The organism is Nocardia barduliensis (assembly GCF_013315795.1).
GTDB classification, from domain to species: Bacteria; Actinomycetota; Actinomycetes; order Mycobacteriales; family Mycobacteriaceae; genus Nocardia; species Nocardia barduliensis.
Map to the genome: position 1 here is coordinate 1 of NZ_JABLTE010000130.1, position 18,306 is coordinate 18,306.

Below are 18,306 nucleotides of genomic sequence, written 5' to 3' on the forward strand. Positions count from 1 at the left end.
GCTCCCGCCCGCGTGCCCGTCGACGTTCGCGCGGCCGGGCCGCTGCGGGTCGCCATCGTCGGCTCCGGTCCATCGGCCTGCTATGCCGCAGAAGAACTGCTCGGCCATCGTGATCTCGACGTGGCGATCACGATGATCGAGCGGCTGCCGGTTCCGCTCGGACTGGTCCGGTACGGCGTCGCGCCGGACCATCAGCGCACCAAGGCAGTGAGCGGGGCTTTCGGTCGGACGCTGGCTCGCAGGCAGGTGTCACTCGAACTCAACGTCGAGGTCGGAGTGCACATCAGCGACGAGGAACTGCTCGCGCACCATCACGCCGTCGTGTACGCCACCGGCGCGACCCGGGGGCGAGCGCTGGGCATTCCCCGACAGGACCTGCCGGGCGTGCATTCGGCGAGCGACTTCGTGGCCTGGTACAACGGGCACCCCGAGCAGGCGGGCAGGCGCTTCGACCTGTCCGCCGAGCGAGCGGTTGTCGTGGGCAACGGCAATGTCGCGCTCGATGTCGCGCGCATCCTCGTCTCCGATCCGGACGTGCTGTCGCGCACCGACATCGCCGAGCACGCGGTACACGCGCTGCGCGCGAGCCGGATCCGGGAAGTGGTGATCGTGGGTCGCCGCGGGCCGGAAGCGGCGGCATGCACGGTGCCCGAGTTGCTCGGCCTGGGCAGGCTTCCGGATGTCGACATCGTCGTCGGCCCCAGAGTCGAGGTCGCCGGAACCGGTGACGTCGATGCCCGCAGGAAGGCGCGGGCGATCGCGGAACTCGCCGCACGCCCGCGGCGAGAATCGGCGCGCCGCATACGATTCGAATTCCTGCGGGCGCCGCGGGCGGTACACGGGTCCGCACGGGTGGAATCGATCGACCTCGCTCACAACGATGTGATCGAGGACGGCAACGGTGCCGTCGAGCTCCGGGAGACCGGTGTCGTCGATCGCCTCCCGTGCGGACTCGTCCTCACCGCGATCGGCTACCGCTCCTCACCGATCGATGGCCTGCCGTACGCGAACGCGACAGGGACGATTCCGCACGAGCGCGGACGGGTCGTGGCCGGCGACGGCCGGCCGCTGTCGGGCCGGTACGTCGCCGGATGGATCAAACGGGGGCCGTCCGGCGTCATCGGCACCAACAAGCACTGCTCCGCCGAGACGGTGGCGAGCCTGCTCGCCGATTTCGCCGCAGGGATGCTGCCCGCGCCCTCCCGGAGCGCGTCCGATCTCGAGGCACTGCTCGCCGCGCGGCAGCCGCTACGAGTGGGCAAGCAGGGCTGGAAGGCGATCGATGCCGCCGAGCGGCGCAACGGACGCGCCGCGCGGCGCCCTCGGCTGAAGTTCGCGGAGACCACGGCGATGCTGCGAGCAGCTGGCGCGCTCACCGGGGATTGTTAAACTAAAGTCATTAGTTATAGGGTGGGTGGACGCGGAAGCGGAGAAGCAAGGAGCGTGCGATGACACTCGACCCGCGGACCCCCGTTCTGGTCGGAGCCGGCCAGCACACCGAGCGAGAGGGCGGGCGTGAACCGATCGATCTGCTGACCGAGGCGGCCGAGGCGGCGGCGGCGGACGCGGGAACGGCGCGGCTGCTCACCGCGGTCGAGGCGATCCGGGTCGTCGGCCTGCTGTCGTGGCGATACCGGGATCCGGGAGCGTTGCTCGCCCAGCGGATCGGCGCCGACGTGCGCTCGACCGGCTACACCGGCAACGGCGGCAACAGCCCGCAGACCCTGCTCAACGCCGCGGCGAGCGAGATAGCGGCCGGTCGGCTCGACGTCGCGCTGATCGGCGGCGCGGAGTCATGGCGCACCCGGATGGGGCTGCGCGGCAACGGTATCCGCCCGGAGTGGACGGTTCAGGACGAATCGGTGCCCGCGGCGGCGCTGGTCGTCCCGGAGGTGCCGATGGCGACCGAATCCGAACGGCGCATCGGCCTGGACCGCCCCGCGTACGTCTACCCGCTGTTCGAGCAGGCGCTGCGCATCGCCGCGGGCACCTCGATCGCCGAGCACCGCGCGCGGATCGGCGCGCTGTGGTCGGAGTTCAGCGCGGTGGCCGCGGCCAATCCCCATGCCTGGACCCGGAAGGCGTTCAGCGCGGACGAGATCACCACCGCCTCGGCGGGCAACCGGTGGATCGCCGCGCCGTACACCAAGCTGATGAACTCGAACAGCATGGTCGACCAGGCGGCGGCGCTGCTGCTGTGCTCGGCGGCCGTCGCCGAGCGCTTCGGCGTTCCCCGCGACCGCTGGATCTTCCCGCAGTCCGGCACCGACGCGCACGACACCTACGCGGTGGCCGAACGCGGTGCGCTGCACCGGTCACCGGCCATCCGGATCGCCGGCGCCCGCGCCCTGGCCCTGGCCGGGATCGGCACGGAAGAGGTCGGGCCCGTGGACCTGTACTCCTGCTTCCCGTCCGCGGTACAGGTGGCGGCCACCGAACTCGGCCTGCCGCTGCACGATGCGGATCGGCCGCTGACCGTCACCGGCGGGCTGTCCTTCGCGGGCGGGCCTTGGAACAACTACAGCACGCACGCCATCGCCGCCATGGCCGGCGCGCTGCGCGCGGCCCCCGGGGCCTACGGGCTGGTCACCGCCAACGGCGGCTACCTCACCAAGCACGCGATCGGCGTCTACCGCACCGAACCGCCCGCGCACGGCTTCCGGCACGAGGACGTGCAGGCCGAGGTCGATCGGGAACCGACGACGGCGGCGGCGACGAGCTACGCGGGCACGGCCGCGCTCGAGGCGTGGACCGTCGTGTACGACCGCGACGGCGTCCCGGAGACCGCGTTCGTCGCGGCACGGACGCCCGACGGCGCTCGCACCCTCGCCCGCAGCACCGACCCGGACACGCTGAGCTGCCTGGCCGGCGAGGACGCCGCGGGCAAGGCCGTCGTGGTCGGCGCCGACGGCGACTGCGCGCTCACCTGAACCCCTCCGGCGACAGCCGGCCCACCGACGAAGGAGCAACGATGTCCCTCGACGAATTCCGTACCCGCTACGAAGCGCATGTGGCCAAGGTCGCGGCGGGCGATACCGCGGGAGCGATCGCCGACATGGTCCAGGAGAACCTGCCCGCGGTCTTCGCCGGGGTGACCGTGCCGCGCGGCACCGTCACCGGCGCGGAGGTCCGCGACGTCCGCGCCGAGGGCGACACCCGTATCGGCGAGGCCGTCTACACCACTCCGGACGGGCCGATCGGGTTGCGCTCGATCTGGGAGAATCACGACGGTGAATGGCTCGCCGCGGCACTGGAGAACTTCCCGGTCGAGGTCGGCGCGTGAGCGCCGAATTCCCCTGGGGGCCAGCGTCGGACGGGGTCGACACGCCGTACTGGGACGGCCTCATCGAAGGTGAGCTGCGCATGCAGCGCTGCACCGCCTGCCGCGCCTGGATCTGGGGGCCGCAGTGGCTGTGCCCGCACTGCCACACCTTCGATCCCGGCTGGGAGCCCGTGGAACCGACCGGCACCGTCTACAGCTGGTCCCGCAGCTGGTACCCGTTCATCTCCGAACTGCCCGTCGCGCTGCCCTACGTGACGGTGCTCGTGGAGCTGCCTGAGGCCGGCAACCGCCGCGTGCTCGGCATCCTGCACGAGTCCGACGCCGACACCACCATCCGGATCGGTGACCCGGTGAGCGGCCTGTTCGTGCGCGACCCCGGCGCGACCTGGCCGCTGCTGCGCTGGACCGCCGACGCGGCGGTGGCCCGATGAGCGCCATCGAACTGCGCGGGGCCGCCGCCGTCGCCGGCATCGCCGAATCGCACTACCGCCGCGGCGAATCCCCGCACGGCGAGCTGCGGCTGACCCTCGAGGCCATCCTCGCCGCTTGCGCGGATGCCGGGATCTCGCCCCGCGAACTGGACGGCTTCGTCTCCTACGCCGGCGGCGGCCACGACGGCGCGGTGCTCGGCGCCGCGCTCGGCGTCGACGACGTGCGCTGGTCCACGATGATGTGGGGCGGGGGCGGCGGATCGGTCGCGGCCGCGATCAACGCTGCCGCGCTGGCCATCGCCACCGGCCAGGCCGAGTGCGTGGTCGCCTTCCGCGCCATGGCGCAGGCCGACACCGGCCGCCTCGGCTACGCCAAGTACCACTACGGGCCGCACTTCCTGGCCCACGGTGTCGGCTCGCCCGCCCAGGTCTGCGCGCTGCGCACCCAGCGGCTGTTGGAACACGACGGGGTGCCCCGGGAGTCGATGCGTGCGCTGGTGCTGGCCGCCTACCGGCACGCCCAGCGGAACCCCACCGCCCAGGCCTACGGTAAACCGCTCGACGAAGCCGCCTACGAGCAGTCGCGTCTGATCGCCGAGCCGTTCCACCTCTACGACTGCTCCCGCGAGAGCGACGGCGCGGTCGCGCTGGTGCTGGTCTCGGCCGCCCGCGCCCGAACCCTGAACCGCACGCCCGCCTTCGTGCTGGCCGGCGCGCAGGGGGCGCCCGGGGGTTACTCCTCGCTCATCGACAACGACGAGCACTACGCCACCGCCGGTTTCGCCGGAGCGGCGGGACGGCCCGGTGTGGCGGACCGCCTCTGGGCCGCCGCGGAGATCGATCCCGCCGAGGTCGACGTGGTGCAGGTCTACGAGAACTTCAGCGGTCCCGCGGTGGCCGCGCTGATCGACCACGGGCTGGTGCCATCCGGCCCCGCCGCGGGATCGGTGCTCACCGTGGACAACCTGACGGCCGGGCTGGGCAAACTGCCCGTGAACACCAGCGGCGGCAACCTCGCCGACTCGTTCGTCAACGGCATGAACCTCGCTGTCGAAGCGGTGCGCCAGATCCGCGGCACCTCGGTCAATCCGGTCGCCGACGCCAAGCTCTCGCTCTTCATCGGCGGCCCGATGGCGCCGCTGGTCAGCTCCACCCTCTTCGGGCACGAAGACACCCTCTGATCCCCTCGTTGCGGAGGTCCGACATGGACGACACCACACCCGACCGGCTCGACCTGTTCATCGACGGCCGATGGGTCGCACCCCGGCACGGCGGCAGCGCCGACGTCATCGAGGCCGCCACCGAGAAAGTCCTCGGCCGTGCGGCCGCCGCCACCGCCCCGGACATCGACGCCGCGGTCGTCGCCGCGCGCACCGCGCTGGAAGGCCCGTGGGGCCACTACACCACCGACCAGCGCGCGGACGTGCTCGACCGCATCGCCGCGGAATTGAAGGCACGGGCGAAATCGACCGCGGCGCTGGTGAGCCGCGCCAACGGCATGCCGATCTCGCTGTCGATCACCGTCAACGGGTACGCGCCCGCCGCGATGTTCGGCTACTACGCGGGTTTGATCCGCGCCGAGGCGGACACCGACGTCCGCCCGGGCATGTTCGGTGGCCGGACCGTGGTACGGCGGGAGCCGGTCGGCGTGGTCGCGGCGGTGACGCCGTGGAACTACCCGCAGTCGCTGGCCGCCATGAAGCTGGCTCCCGCACTGGCCGCCGGGTGCGCGGTGGTGCTCAAGCCGGCCCCGGAGACCGCGCTGGACGCCTTCGTCTTCGCCGACGCCGCAGCGGCGGCCGGGCTGCCGACCGGTGTGCTCAACATTGTTCCCGGCGATCGGGAGGCGGGTGGGCACCTGGTCTCGCATCCTGGCGTGGACAAGGTCGCCTTCACCGGGTCGACCGCGGCGGGCCGCGCGATCGGCGAGACCTGCGGACGGCTGCTGCGGCCGGTGACCCTCGAACTGGGCGGCAAGTCGGCGTCCATCGTCACCGAGGACGCCGACCTGGACACCTTCGCCGCCGCGCTGCCGGAGGTCTCGCTGGTCAACAACGGGCAGACCTGCCACGCCGGCACCCGTATCCTCGCGCCGCGCTCTCGTTACGACGAGGTGGTGGAGGCGGTCACGGAGACGGTGCGCGCGCTGCGGATCGGCGATCCGCTCGACCGGGGCACCCGGATCGGCCCGCTGGTCAGCGCCGCCCAGCGGGACCGGGTGCTCGGCTACATCGCCGCCGGTGATCGGGCCGGGCACCGCCGCACCACCGGCGGCTCGATCCCGGCGGACACCCCGACCGGCTGGTTCGTCGAGCCGACCGTGTTCGCCGACGTCGACAACACCGCCAGGATCGCCCAGGAGGAGATCTTCGGCCCGGTCCTGACCATCACGCCCTACCGAGACGAGGACGAGGCGGTGGCGCTGGCCAACGACTCCGAGTACGGCCTGGCGGGCACCGTGTGGACCACCGACGAGGAGCGCGGCATCGCGCTGGCCGACCGGATCGAGAGCGGCACGGTCGGCGTGAACCACTACGCGCTGGATCTGGCCGCCCCGTTCGGCGGAGTGAAGGCTTCCGGGCTCGGGCGCGAGCTCGGGCCCGAGGGCTTGGCGCCGTACCGGCAGCCGAAGTCGATCTACCTCGGCACCCGATGAAAGGCGTTGCGGCCGTGAACCTCCCGCTCGACGGTGTCCGAATCCTCGACCTCACCGACGGTCTCGGCGAATCCTGCACCCGCTACCTGGCCGATCTCGGCGCCCACGTGCTGCGGGTGGAGCCGCCCGCGGGGTCGGCGTCGCGGTCGGCGCCGCCGCTCGTCGACGGGGTGAGCATCCCGTTCGCCCTGCGCAACGCCAACAAGCACGGGCTGGGCATCGACCTCGCCGACGAAGCGGGCCGGGAGCGGCTGCGCGGACTCGTCGCGGGCGCCGACATCGTGGTCGAGTCCTTCGCGCCGGGTGTGCTCGCGCGGCACGGGCTCGACCCGGCGTCGCTGCTGGGCGCGCACCCGGCACTGGTGTGGGTCTCGATCACCGGTTTCGGGCAGAACGGCCCCTATGCGGGGTGGACCGCGACCGAACCGGTGCTGCACGCCCTCGGCGGCGTGCTCTCCCGCTCCGGTGTGCCCGGCGCGCCGCCGCTGTTGCCGCCGGCCGGGCTGATCGAGGAGGCGGTGGGCACCCACGCGGCCTGGGCGGCCCTGCTCGCCCACTATCGCCGGATCCGCTGCGGCCGGGGCGAATACATCGATCTGTCCGCGCTGGAGGCCGTGGTGCACGGCTTCGATCCGGGTTTCGGCACCCAGGGCTCCGCCGCGGCCGGGCGCTCCGAGGACTTTCCCCGGGGCAGGCCGGACGCCGCCAACTTCTATCCGGTGTTCCGCTGCACCGACGGCTACGTCCGGATCTGCCTACTGGCCCGGCGGCAGTGGCGGTCGATGTTCGACTGGCTGGGCAGCCCCGCGGAGTTCGCCGGGCCGGAGTACGACACCATTCCCGGGCGGTTCGCGGCCGCTCACCGGCTGCACCCGCTGATCGCGCGGCTGTTCGCCGAGCGGACTCGCGACGAACTGGTCCGCGAGGGCGCCGCGCGCGGCGTCCCGGTCGGCGGGGTGCACGACATCGCCGAGGTGCTGACCCAGCCGCATTTCCTGGAGTCCGGCGCGCTGGCGGAGGCTGAGGTGCTGCCGGGGCGGTGCGCCCTGGTGCCGTCGGGTTATCTGCGGATCGACGGGGAGCGTGCCGGAATCCGCAGCGCCGCACCACAACTCGGCGTGGTCGGCGAGGGCGCCGATCCGTGGCCGGAACCACGGCCCGCGCCGAAGACCACCGCTGCGGCGGCAGACCATCCGCTCGCCGGGTTACGGGTGCTCGACCTCGGCGTCATCGTCTTCGGCGCCGAGCTGAGCAGGCAACTCGCCGATCACGGCGCCGACGTAATCAAGATCGAGAACACGGCCTTCCCGGACGGGTTGCGCCAGTCCAAGCGGGGGGCGAAGCTCGCGGCGTCGGTGGCCTGGGGCCACCGCAACAAGCGCAGCCTCGGGCTGGATCTGCGCAGCGCGGAGGGGGCCGAGCTGTTCCGCGCGCTGGCCGCGGACGCCGACGTGGTCCTGGCCAACTTCAAGCCGGGCACCCTGGCGTCGATGGGCCTCGCCCCGGAGGCGCTGCTGGCGCTGAACTCGCGGCTGGTGATCTCGGAGAGCAGCGCGTTCGGCAGCGCCGGACCCTGGCGCACCCGGCTCGGGTACGGCCCACTGGTGCGGGCCTCGTGCGGGGTGTCGGCGCTGTGGCGGTACCCGGACGATCCGGAACAGCTGTGCGACGGCATGACCGTGTACCCCGACCACATTGCCGCCCAGGTCGCGGCCGCCGCGGTGCTCGCCGCCCTGATCCGGCGCGAGCACACCGGCCGCGGCGCGGTGATCGACATCGCGCAGGCCGACACCGCGCTGGTGCAGCTGGGCACTCAGCTCGCCCTGGAATCGCTGCGCCCGGGTTCGGCCGCCGCGACCGGCAACGCCGACCCGTATCACGCGCCCGCGGGAGTCTTCGCCTGCGCGGGCGAGGACGAGTGGTGCGCGGTGACCGTGCGCACCGACGCCGAGTGGGCCGCCCTGTGCGCGCTGGCCTGCGCGGGGGAGTGGGCGGAGGACCCGCGCACGGCCACCGCGGCCGCCCGGCTCGCGCACCGTGAGCTCGCGGACCGCGTGCTCACCGGCTGGCTGAGCCGATGCACTCCCGGCGAGGCCATGCACCGGCTGCAGCAGGCGGGCATTCCGGCCGGGGCCATGCTGCGGCTGCCCGAGCTGCTGACCGATCCGCACCTGAAGGAGCGGGACGCCTTCGTCTGGCTCACGCACGACCTGCTGCCGGCCGCCCTGCCCGCCGCAGGGTCGGTGGCGCGCTTCGCCGGAATCGCCGAACCCGCCCTGCGCCCTGCGCCGCTGGCGGGCGAGCAGACCCGCGAGATCGCCCGCGAGCTGCTCGGGTTGAGCGAGGCGCGGATCGAGGAACTGGTCGAGGCCGGGGTGCTGCAGCCACCGCCCGCTCCTGCCTGACCGAAAGCCACGCCGAATACCCGAAGGCCGGTTCCGAGTTTCGGAACCGGCCTTCGGCGTTTCGGGAGCCGCGGAAACGATGCGGCGGCGCGGGCATCGCCCACGCCGCCGCATCGCTCGCTCCGCTCAGGATCGGAGCAGATCCCGGTGGATGATCTCCTTCATGATCTCGTTGGTGCCGCCGTAGATCCGCTGGATGCGGGCGTCGATGTAGGCCTTGGCGACCGGGTACTCCATCATGTAGCCGTAGCCGCCGTGCAGCTGCACCCCGGCGTCGATCACCTTGCCCTGCAACTCGGTCGCCCAGAGTTTCGCCTTGGCGGCATCGACCGCGGTGAGGGTGCCCGCGTTGTACTCCCGCACGCAGCGGTCGATGTAAGCGCGCGACACTTCCACAGCTGTCTGCAATTCCGCGAGGGTGAAGCCGACACCCTGGAACTCGCCGATCCGCTTGCCGAATGCCTTGCGCTCGCGCACGTAATCCAGGGTCCAGTCGAGCACAGCCTCCGCGGAGACCTGCCCGGCGATTCCGATGCCGAGGCGCTCCAAAGGCAGGCTTTGCATGAGATATCCGAAGCCACCGCCGATTTCGCCGAGGACGTTGGCGGCGGGCACTCGGGCGTTGTCGAAGAACAGTACAGCGGTGTCCTGGGCGTGTAGGCCGACTTTGTCGAGCTTGCGGCCCCGGCTGAAGCCCGGGGTGCCTTCCTCGACCACGAACAGGCTGAACCCGCGCGAGCCGGCCTGCCGGTCGGTGACGGCGAAGACGATGACCAGGTCGGCGAGGATCCCGTTGGTGATGAAGGTCTTCGAGCCGTTGAGTACCCACGCGTCACCGTCGCGGACGGCGGTGGTCTGGATCGCGCGCAGATCACTGCCCGCGCCGGCCTCGGTCATGGCGATCGCGCCGATCGTGGCTCCCGTCGCGAAGCCGGGCAACCAGCGCTCGCGCTGCGCCGGATCGGCATGCCGCAAGAGGTAATTCAGTACGATGTCGTCGTTCGTGGAGAACCCGGACTGCAGCGCCGACGCGCCGACCCGGGCGATCTCGGACTGGATGACCACCCGGAATCGGTAGTCGGTCTCGCCGGGGCCGCCGTACTGCTCCGGCACCGCCAGGCCGAGCAGGCCCTGCTCACCCGCGGCGAGCCAGGTCTCCCGGTCGATGAGCCGGTCGCTGTCCCACTTCTCCATCTTCGGGACGACGTGGCGTTCCACGAACCCCCGTACGGTCTGCGCGAAGAGTTCGTGGTCGGCCTCGAACAGGTCGGTTCTCACCGGGTGCCCTCCACGAGTTTCTGGGTCTCCCGGCGGAAGACCTGGTTGGCGACTTCGTTGCGGCCCAGCACCATTCGTCCCGCGCTGGCGCTGGTCATGGCGCGCTGCGAGTCACGCAGCAGCGGGAAGTCCTCGGCGTGCAGCACGTCCAGCAGGATCTGCCAGTTCTTGCCCCACAGCCGGTTCCACTTCTCCTCGGTCATCCCGGAGTCCTCGACCGTCGGCACGATCAGGCGCATCTCCATCCGGCATCGCTGCGGGTCGGTCGGGTGCGGGCGGAAGGTGAGCAGCTGGAAATGATCCGGCTGGCGCAGCAGCGTGCTGTTGGGCAGCAGGAAGTGCGTCTCGGTGACGTCGGCGGCCAGGCTGCGGTCGCCCGGGTCCTCCTCGATCCACCGGTCGATGGACTTGCGCGGGGCGATGAACCGGCAGTGCCTGCCGAAGTCCTCGAAGGCCATGACATTGGTGTGGATGTGTTTGGCCGCGGTGTTCGGGTGCGCGTACTGGATGTGGTACCCGTCCAGGAACGCGTCCTGCATGATCTTCCAGTTCACCGGCTCGTCGAAGCCCTCGTGCCGGACGCAGACCTTCGAGCCCAGATCGTAGGAGCCCACGATGGTGTCCATCTCCGGGCCGAGCCAGGCGGCGATGTCGATGGCGGCGTCGGCGTCGTCGACCACCCAGATGAAACCGTGCCGCTCCTCGGCGGGCAGCTCGATCAGCCCGAGGCCGTCGCGGTCGGCCTCGCCGAAGGTGTTGTCGCGGGTGATGGTGCGCAGCGTGCCGTCGAGGTCGTAGGACCACCGGTGGTAGGGGCAGGAGAACAGCCGGCAGCGGCCCTTCTCCTCCTTCTCCACCATCGCGCCCCGGTGCCTGCACAGGTTGACCAGGGCCTTGACCCCGCCGTCGCGCTGGCGCACCACGATGATGTTGTTGCGCGGCATCTGCAGGGTGAAGAAGTCACCCGGCCGCGGGATCTCGGAACCGTGCGCGACGATCGACGGCACCTTCCCGAAGATCCGATCCCGTTCCCGCTTCGCTACGTCGGGTTCGGTGAACTCCTCCGGCGCGAACCAGGTGAGGTGGTCGTACTCGTCGGTGGTGTCGTTGCGCAGGTGCGTCAGCGCCCGGCGGATGCGTTCCTCGCGGGGAGCCCCGACCTCTGTCATGGCGTTCCTCCAATACCTGCTCAGCTGTGGAAACCGTCCATTAAATCTAACTTAAATAGATTTAGGTGTAAACGGGGAGGCTGCCGCGGAGCGGGTCGGCATGGCCGCGGGGTCGGTGACCAGGGCCGAGACGACGAAGGCGCGGATCTTGGCCCGGATGCGGTCCATCGCCGCGGGGTCGTCGTGCAGCCGACTGATGTAGAGGATCTCGATCTCGGAGATCCATTCGCAGACCATCGGCAGGTCGATATCGGCCCGGATCGCCCCAGCCGCCCTGGCCTCGGTCAGTACCGGCTCCCAAAGTTCGCGGGTCAGTTCGACCGCGCGCCCGGTGTCGACGAGCAGCCGGGTGGACAGCGTCATCTCCTCCGGGGAGACCAGGCGGTGCATCAGCGGATCGAGATGTCCGCGCCGGATATCGGTGCAGATGCCTTCGACCAGCGCGTTCTCGATGGTGGCGTGGCGGGCGATATCGGCGCGGGCGGCTGCCATGTTCGCCCGCGCGCGCCGGGTGACCGCCTCCGCCACCAAAGAATCCCGGTCGGCGAAGTAGCGGTAGACCGTCGCCCGCGACAGCGCGGCCGCCCGCGCCACGTCCGCCATGGTGGTCTTCGCGATGCCGAAGCGCGCGAAGCAGGACTCCGCCGCGGCGAGGATCGCGGCGCGCTGGTCCGGGGCGTTCACCGTCACCCCGCTGTTGTCGTTCTCGGTGGACACCTCGTCGACTCCTCGAATCGAATGAATTTAGATAAGACAGTAGACATAGATTGTCGCATGTGTCACTCTCGGTCCATGGAGCGCGAGGAGAAGATCAGGCTGACGCGGCGGCTCATCGAGCACGTCGACAACGACACGACCGACTACGCGGACGACCTGCTCCGCGTGCCCTTCTCGGTATTCGACGACCCGGAGCTGGCCGCTCAGGAGCGCGAGGTCGTCCGGCGGTTTCCGCACATCGTGGCGCACATGGACGAGCTGGCCGCCCCCGGTGACTTCCTGACCGCGGAGCTGATCGGCACGCCGCTGCTGGTAGTCCGGCAGAACGACGGCGGTGTCCGGGCCTTCGCGAACGTCTGCCGCCACCGCGGGTCGCGGGTGGAGTTCGCCGAATCCGGCTGCAAGCGCGTCTTCTCCTGCCCGTACCACAACTGGGCCTACGGCCGGGACGGCGCGCTGCGCGGGATGCCGCACGCCGAGGGCTTCGACGGGATGGACCGCTCGGCGTACGGGCTGGTCGAGTTCCCGTGCGAGGTCCGGCACGGCCTGGTCTGGGTCGTGCCGACCGCGGGCGCCGAGCTCGACATCGCCGCCACGCTCGGGGCCAAGCACGACGCCGAGGTCGCCGACACCGGGATGGCCACGTCCTACCAGGTGCGCAAGGAGACCTGGCGGCTGGAGATGAACTGGAAGATCGCGGTCGACGGCGTGCAGGACTCGTACCACCTGTGCCAGCTGCACACCAAGACCGTGTGCAACTATCTCGAGGGCAACATCACCGCCTTCGATCCGGTCGGCCGGTCGTGGCGGCTGGTGGTGGCGCGCAAGGGGATCACCGAGGTCCGCGACGCCGACCCGGACAGCTTCGACGTCCGGGACTACTCGCTGGCGAACTACACCGTCTACCCCGGCACCATGCTGGTCACGGAGCCCAACCACTTCGAGATCTGGACGATCGTCCCGGACGCCACCGATCCGAACGTCAGCCACTGCACCATCCGGCTGCTCGCGCCGCACAAGCCCGAGACGCCGCGCGAGGAGCGGATGCTGGAGAAGAACTGGGAGCTGCTGATGGCGACGCTGCACGCCGAGGACTGGTACGTCACCGCCACGATCACCGGCAACGCCGCCCACGGCCAGGTCTCCGAGCTGATCTACGGTCGCAACGAACTGCCGGGTCAGGTGTTTCACAAGATGGTCGCCGACGACGTCGCCGAGCTGGCGCGAGCGCGCGCGACGAGCCCGGCCCGATGAGCGTGGTCACCGCGGAGCCGCACTGGGACGATCCGATGACGCCGACCGTCGCCGCCGAGGACGAGTACGCCGCGCTGGTGGCCGCCCTGCGCGCGGCGCAGGAGGCGGTGACCCGGAGCGCGCCCCCTCCCGGCGCGGCCGCCGATGCCGCGGACCGGCTGACCGCGGTCGCCGAGGCGCTGCGCGCCTTCGAGGTGGATGAGGATCACCAGATCGCCGGGAAGCGCTGGGAACTGGCCGGGCGCGGGCACGCGCTGGCCCCGCCGCTGCGGCTCGATGAGATCTCTGCGACGTCGGCGAGCGGCCGGATCACGGTGGGGCGCTTCCATTCCGGCCGCTACGCGATGAACGGCGGGGTCACCCCGCTGGTCTTCGATGAGATCCTGGCGCGGCTGGCGAACCGGGGCAGGCCATGGGCGCGGACGGCGTACCTGCGGGTGGACTACCGCGCGCCCGCCCCGCTGCACACCGAGCTCGTCGTCACCGCGCGCCTGGCGGCGCTCAACGGCCGCAAGCGATTGCTGCGCGGCTCGATGTACCACGGCGAACGCCTGCTCGCCGAAGCCGAGGGGCTGTGGGTCGAGCTGCGGCCCGACCAGCCCGGCCCGCCGGCGAACACTGGGGAAGGAGCACATTCGTGAGTGGATTCTCGCTGCTGCGCGGGCTACGGGTGCTGGAGGTCGCCCAGCTCGCGCCGTCCTCGGTCGGCGGGCACCTCGCCGACCTCGGGGCCGAGGTGATCAAGATCGAGGCCGCGCCCGGTGGTGATCCGGTGCGCGTCGGCGGCAGCCGCGCGGTCGGCGGTCCGGACGGCCCGGCGTTCCTGCATCTGCGCTGGAACCGGGGCAAGAAGTCGGTGGCGCTGGATCTGCGCACGCCCGAGGGCCGCACCGCCTTCCTCGACCTGGCGGCGCACTGCGACGCGGTGATCGAGGGGATGCGTGGCGGTTACCTGGACTGGCTCGGCGTCGGCTACGACGAGCTGCGCCGGGTCAATCCGAAGATCGTGCTGTGCACCGTCTCCGGTATGGGCACCGACGGTCCGTACCGCGGCCTGGGCACCGGTGGCCCGGTCTTCGACGCCTTCGCCGGTCTGCGCGCGGTGGACACCCCCGACGACCCGCCCGCCGATGGCGTCGCCGGATCGACGAGCCCGCCCATCGCGATGTACGCGCTCGGCGCGTACGGGGCGATGGGCCTGCTCGCGGCGCTGCACCGGGCCGCGGCGACCGGCACGGGATGCCGGGTGGAGGTGGCCGGGATCGACATCGCCGCTGCCTGGATGCCCGACCTGGTCGACGCGGAACTGAACCGGGACCGGTCCGTGCACCGACCCGGCTGGCTGCCGGACGGGCGGCTGCCCGACTGGCCCCGGCTCGAGGCCTACCGGACCAAGGACGGCGCGGCCATCCTGTTCGGGGCCCATGTCGAGAAGTTCTGGCACAACTTCCTGACCGCGGTGGGGCGGGACGACCTCGCCGCGGTCGACCTGACCGGCACCGACGAGCAGGCGCCCGCTCGGGCCGAGCTGGTCTGGCGTGCCCTGACCGAGATCTTCGCCCAGCGCACCCGCGCGGAGTGGGTGGAGGTGTTCCTCGCGCACGACATCGCCGGCGGGCCGGTGAACACCGTGACCGACCTCCTCACCGACCCGCATTTTCTGGCCAGGCGCACCACCTACCGGACCGGCCACGACGCCGGTGACCTCGAGTTCCTGGTGAGCCCGGTCCGGGTGGCGGGGGAGGCGTTCGCGCCCGCGCTGCCGCCGGAGGTGGGGGCGGACACCGCCACGGTCCTGCGTGAGATCACCGGCTACGACGACGTGCGGGTCGCGCGGTGAACCCGGCGTAAGCGGGATACCCGGCCCGATTGATACGCCCCGGCGCGCAGCGCCGCGGGCGTATCAATCGTGGCTCGAAAAGCGTCTGAACTGCGGAATTCGGGTATTGCCGGAGATATCTACAACTGTTAGGTTTGCTGCATGCAGTGAGGGCCGTCACAGAGCCCCTGCGGTGCCGGCGCTTCCGGCGGATCACGAGGAGTTCGGATGAACCTTGCGGATTTGACCCGCTATTGGGGGCGAACCCGCCCCGGCAACCAGGCCATCGTCTTCGGCGACACCACGCAGACCTGGGCGGAGGTCGACGCCGCCACCGACGCCCTCGCCCGCGGGCTGGCAGCTCGCGGCGTGGGCAAGGGCGACCGGGTCGCGGTGCTCATGCTCAACCGGCCGGAACTGGCCCACCTCGTACTCGCCACGCTGAAGCTCGGCGCCATCAGCGTGCCGCTCAACTTCCGCCTGACCGCCAAGGAACTGGCGCCGATGGTGGTGGACGCGGCGCCGCGCGTGGTCGTCGTCGAGGACGACTTCGCGCCGCTGCTGGCCGTCGCCGCCGAACAGGCCGAGTTCGAGATCTACGCCATGGACGGCGTCGCGCATCCGCCCTACCGGACGCTGTTCGACCCCGGCCCGGCCGCCCCGGTCGAGATCGCCCCGGACGACCCCGCGTTCCTCTGCTACACCTCCGGCACCACCGGGGTGCAGAAGGGCGCGCTGATCACCCACCGCAACGCGATGACCCCGGGTGTGGCGCAGACCGTCACCCACGGCTTCACCGCGCGCGACCGGGTGCTGTGCTCGGCCCCGCTGGTCTACACCGGCTCGGTGCTGTCGATCTTCATGCAGCTCGTGGTGGTGCCGGGCGCGACCATGGTGCTGCTCCGCGAATTCGACCCAGAGATCGCGCTGGACACCCTCGAACGGGAACGGATCACCGCGACCACCACCGTCCCGGTGATCTGGGAGCGGATGACCACGCTGCCCCGATTCGGCGACCGGGAACTCGCGCCGTTCACCTACGCCGGAACCGGCGGTGCCCCGGTCAGCCCGGACCTCGTCGATTTCTACCGCGCGCACGGGATTCCGCTGACCCAGGCCTACGGCCTTACCGAGGCCTCCGGAATGGTGGCGACCCTGAACCACGCCGACGCACGGGCGCGCCCCGGTTTCGCCGGGCTCGCGCTGGTCGGCACCCGGGTGCGGATCGGCGAGCCGGGCACCCCGGTGGAGCCGGGCACGGTCGGCGAGATCCTGGTGCGCGGCGAGCACATCATGCGCGAGTACTGGAACAAGCCCGAGGCCACCGCCGCCACCCTGACCGGCGGCTGGCTGCGCACCGGTGACCTGGGGCTGCAGGACGCGGACGGGTTCCTCAAGATCGTCGACCGCAGCAAGGACATGCTGATCTCCGGTGGCCTGAACGTGTACCCCGCCGAGATCGAGAAGGCACTGCACGGGATCGACGGGCTGGTCGATCTGGCCGTGATCGGCGTGCCGGACGACCGGTGGGGCGAGGTGCCGATGGTGATCTTCCACAGCGAGCGTCCTGCAGCCGCAGTCGTGGCCGATATCGCCGCGGTCGCGGATGCCGAGCTGGCGAAGTTCAAGCGGCCGCGGCACGCGCTGGCGCTTCCCGAGCCGCTGCCCCGCACTTTCTCCGGCAAGCTCGCCAAACCCGCGTTGCGACAGCGTTTCCCGCAGGTGCCCGACCGCGCCGTGCCGATCGTGGCGAGCGCCGAGACCGCGGTCTGACCCCCGATCGAGTGACGAGGAGGCCACCGGTGCCCGATACCGGCCATCCCGCGACCGCCCGCCGGGTCTCGTACTGCCGGCTGTGCGCGTCCTCGTGCGGGGTACTGCTCGACCTCGAGGACGGGCGGATCGCGCGGGTGCTCGGTGACGCGCGGCATCCGATCACGCGCGGCTACACCTGCCCCAAAGGCCGCCGGGCCGGTGACCTCGCGCACGGCCCGGATCGGCTCACCACCTCGTTGCGCCGGACCGGTGACACCCTGCTGCCGATCCGTGCCGATCAGGCCACCATCGAGATCGCCGGGCGGCTGCGCGAGATCACCGAGCGGCACGGCCCCGACTCCGTCGCGTTGTTCATGGGCACCCAGCAGAACTTCGCGGCGCTGACCCCGCCGATGGCCCACGCCTGGTTCCGCGGCACCGGTTCGCACAAGCTGTTCTCCACCATGACGATCGACCAGTCCGCGAAATGGGTGGTGGCCGAGCGCATGGGCAGCTACCTCGGCGGCAGGCAGCGCCTCGAGGACGCCGACGTGTGGCTGCTGGCCGGGACCAACCCGGTGGTGTCGGGCAACGGCGGCGACGGGGACGGCGCGGTGCCGCACACCCCCTCGGTCACCCTGCGCGCCGCACGGGCCCGCGGGCTGCGGCTGATCGTGGTCGACCCGCGGCGCACCGAGACTGCCGCGCTCGCGGACCTGCACCTCGCGCCCCGGCCCGGCACCGACGCGGTGCTGTTCGCCGGGCTGCTCCGCGTGATCCTGACCGAAAGCGGCCTCGACGCCGCCTTCTGCGCGCGGTTCGCCGCCGACCTGGACGCGCTCAGCGCGGCGGTGTCGATGGTGACCCCGGCGGTGGTCGAGGCCCGGTGCGGGTTACCGCCGGACCTGTTGCACGCCGCGGCGCGGATGTTTGCGCGGGGCCCGCGTGGCATGGCGACCACCGGCACGGGCGTGTGCATGGGCCCGCACTCCAACCTCACCGAACACCTGGTCACCGCGATGAACGTGGTGTGCGGGCGGTACCGGAGGGAAGGCGAACCCGCCGACGATCGCGCCGTGCTGGCCCGCTCGGTGCCCCCGCGCGCGGAGGTGGCGCCGCCGACCCGGGGAGCCGCGGGCTTCCGCAGCCGGATCGGCGGATTCCGCGCGCTGCGCGGGGAACTGCCGTCCGGGATCCTCGCCGACGAGATCCTGGAACCGGGGCCGGACCGGGTGCGGGCGCTGATCGTCTCCGGTGGAAACCCCGCCACGGCGCTGCCGGACCGCGCCCGGACGGAGCGCGCCCTGCGCTCGCTGGAGCTGCTGGTCTGCCTGGACCCGCGGCTGTCGGCCACCGCCCGGCTCGCGCACTACGTGATCGCGCCGCCGACCATGTACGAGCGCGCCGACCACACCGTGATCATGGAGCCGTTCTTCCCGCGCCCCTTCGCCCAGTACACCCCGGCCGTGCTGGCTCCGCCGCCCGGCGTCGTCGAGGACTGGCGGTTCTTCTTCGACCTGGCGGTCGCGTCCGGGCAAC

At 71.6% G+C, this 18,306-nt stretch carries 15 protein-coding genes; 12 read left to right on the forward strand and 3 right to left on the reverse strand.

What is annotated here, in order from left to right; translation table 11 throughout:
- The 7 genes from HOV91_RS33940 to HOV91_RS33970 form a co-directional block, all read left to right on the forward strand.
- Nucleotides 1–1,389, forward strand: a 1,389-nt coding sequence (locus HOV91_RS33940; protein ID WP_174189358.1) for an FAD-dependent oxidoreductase, incomplete at its 5' end; no start/stop codon positions are given.
- 59 nt (nt 1,390–1,448) lie between these two features.
- A complete protein-coding gene (locus HOV91_RS33945; RefSeq protein WP_174189359.1) occupies nt 1,449–2,930 on the forward strand; it encodes an acetyl-CoA acetyltransferase in 1,482 nt (493 codons plus the stop codon).
- A 41-nt stretch (nt 2,931–2,971) separates the two neighbouring features.
- Nucleotides 2,972–3,283 carry a hypothetical protein gene (locus HOV91_RS33950; RefSeq protein ID WP_174189360.1) on the forward strand — a complete coding sequence of 104 codons (312 nt, stop codon included), beginning with the start codon at nt 2,972–2,974 and terminating at the stop codon, nt 3,281–3,283.
- Entirely contained in the window at nt 3,235–3,714 is a 480-nt protein-coding gene (locus HOV91_RS33955) for a Zn-ribbon domain-containing OB-fold protein (RefSeq protein ID WP_174189361.1), read from the forward strand. Before HOV91_RS33950 ends, HOV91_RS33955 begins: the two co-directional genes overlap by 49 nt.
- Complete coding sequence (locus HOV91_RS33960) at nt 3,711–4,895, forward strand: thiolase C-terminal domain-containing protein (protein WP_174189362.1); 1,185 nt, start codon at nt 3,711–3,713, stop codon at nt 4,893–4,895. The genes HOV91_RS33955 and HOV91_RS33960 overlap by 4 nt, the downstream gene beginning before the upstream one ends.
- Before the next feature lie 23 nt (nt 4,896–4,918).
- Nucleotides 4,919–6,370, forward strand: a complete 1,452-nt coding sequence (locus HOV91_RS33965; protein WP_174189363.1) for an aldehyde dehydrogenase — start codon at nt 4,919–4,921, stop codon at nt 6,368–6,370.
- 14 nt (nt 6,371–6,384) lie between these two features.
- A complete protein-coding gene (locus tag HOV91_RS33970; RefSeq protein WP_438822717.1) occupies nt 6,385–8,775 on the forward strand; it encodes a CaiB/BaiF CoA transferase family protein in 2,391 nt (796 codons plus the stop codon).
- Between the two features lie 126 nt (nt 8,776–8,901).
- Here the strand turns inward: HOV91_RS33970 and HOV91_RS33975 are convergent, their stop codons facing one another.
- The 3 genes from HOV91_RS33975 to HOV91_RS33985 are packed head-to-tail and all read right to left on the reverse strand — an operon-like array spanning nt 8,902 to nt 11,939.
- On the reverse strand, nt 8,902–10,053 hold the full coding sequence (locus tag HOV91_RS33975) for an acyl-CoA dehydrogenase family protein (RefSeq protein WP_174189365.1): 1,152 nt from the start codon (nt 10,051–10,053) through the stop codon (nt 8,902–8,904).
- Entirely contained in the window at nt 10,050–11,222 is a 1,173-nt protein-coding gene (locus HOV91_RS33980) for an aromatic ring-hydroxylating oxygenase subunit alpha (RefSeq protein WP_174189366.1), read from the reverse strand. The genes HOV91_RS33975 and HOV91_RS33980 overlap by 4 nt, the downstream gene beginning before the upstream one ends.
- 51 nt (nt 11,223–11,273) lie before the next feature.
- On the reverse strand, nt 11,274–11,939 hold the full coding sequence (locus tag HOV91_RS33985) for a TetR/AcrR family transcriptional regulator (protein ID WP_312884876.1): 666 nt from the start codon (nt 11,937–11,939) through the stop codon (nt 11,274–11,276).
- Nucleotides 11,940–12,014: 75 nt separating this feature from the next.
- On the opposite strand from HOV91_RS33985, the gene HOV91_RS33990 reads away from it, so the two are divergent.
- From HOV91_RS33990 to HOV91_RS34010, 5 genes are all read left to right on the forward strand, one after another.
- Entirely contained in the window at nt 12,015–13,193 is a 1,179-nt protein-coding gene (locus HOV91_RS33990) for an aromatic ring-hydroxylating oxygenase subunit alpha (protein WP_174189367.1), read from the forward strand.
- Nucleotides 13,190–13,834, forward strand: a complete 645-nt coding sequence (locus HOV91_RS33995; RefSeq protein WP_174189368.1) for a PaaI family thioesterase — start codon at nt 13,190–13,192, stop codon at nt 13,832–13,834. Before HOV91_RS33990 ends, HOV91_RS33995 begins: the two co-directional genes overlap by 4 nt.
- Nucleotides 13,831–15,033 carry a CaiB/BaiF CoA transferase family protein gene (locus tag HOV91_RS34000; protein WP_174189369.1) on the forward strand — a complete coding sequence of 401 codons (1,203 nt, stop codon included), beginning with the start codon at nt 13,831–13,833 and terminating at the stop codon, nt 15,031–15,033. The genes HOV91_RS33995 and HOV91_RS34000 overlap by 4 nt, the downstream gene beginning before the upstream one ends.
- 207 nt (nt 15,034–15,240) lie before the next feature.
- Nucleotides 15,241–16,785, forward strand: a complete 1,545-nt coding sequence (locus HOV91_RS34005) for a class I adenylate-forming enzyme family protein (protein ID WP_174189370.1) — start codon at nt 15,241–15,243, stop codon at nt 16,783–16,785.
- 29 nt (nt 16,786–16,814) lie between these two features.
- A partial coding sequence (locus HOV91_RS34010; protein ID WP_174189371.1) for a molybdopterin-dependent oxidoreductase occupies nt 16,815–18,306 on the forward strand: 1,492 nt, incomplete at its 3' end.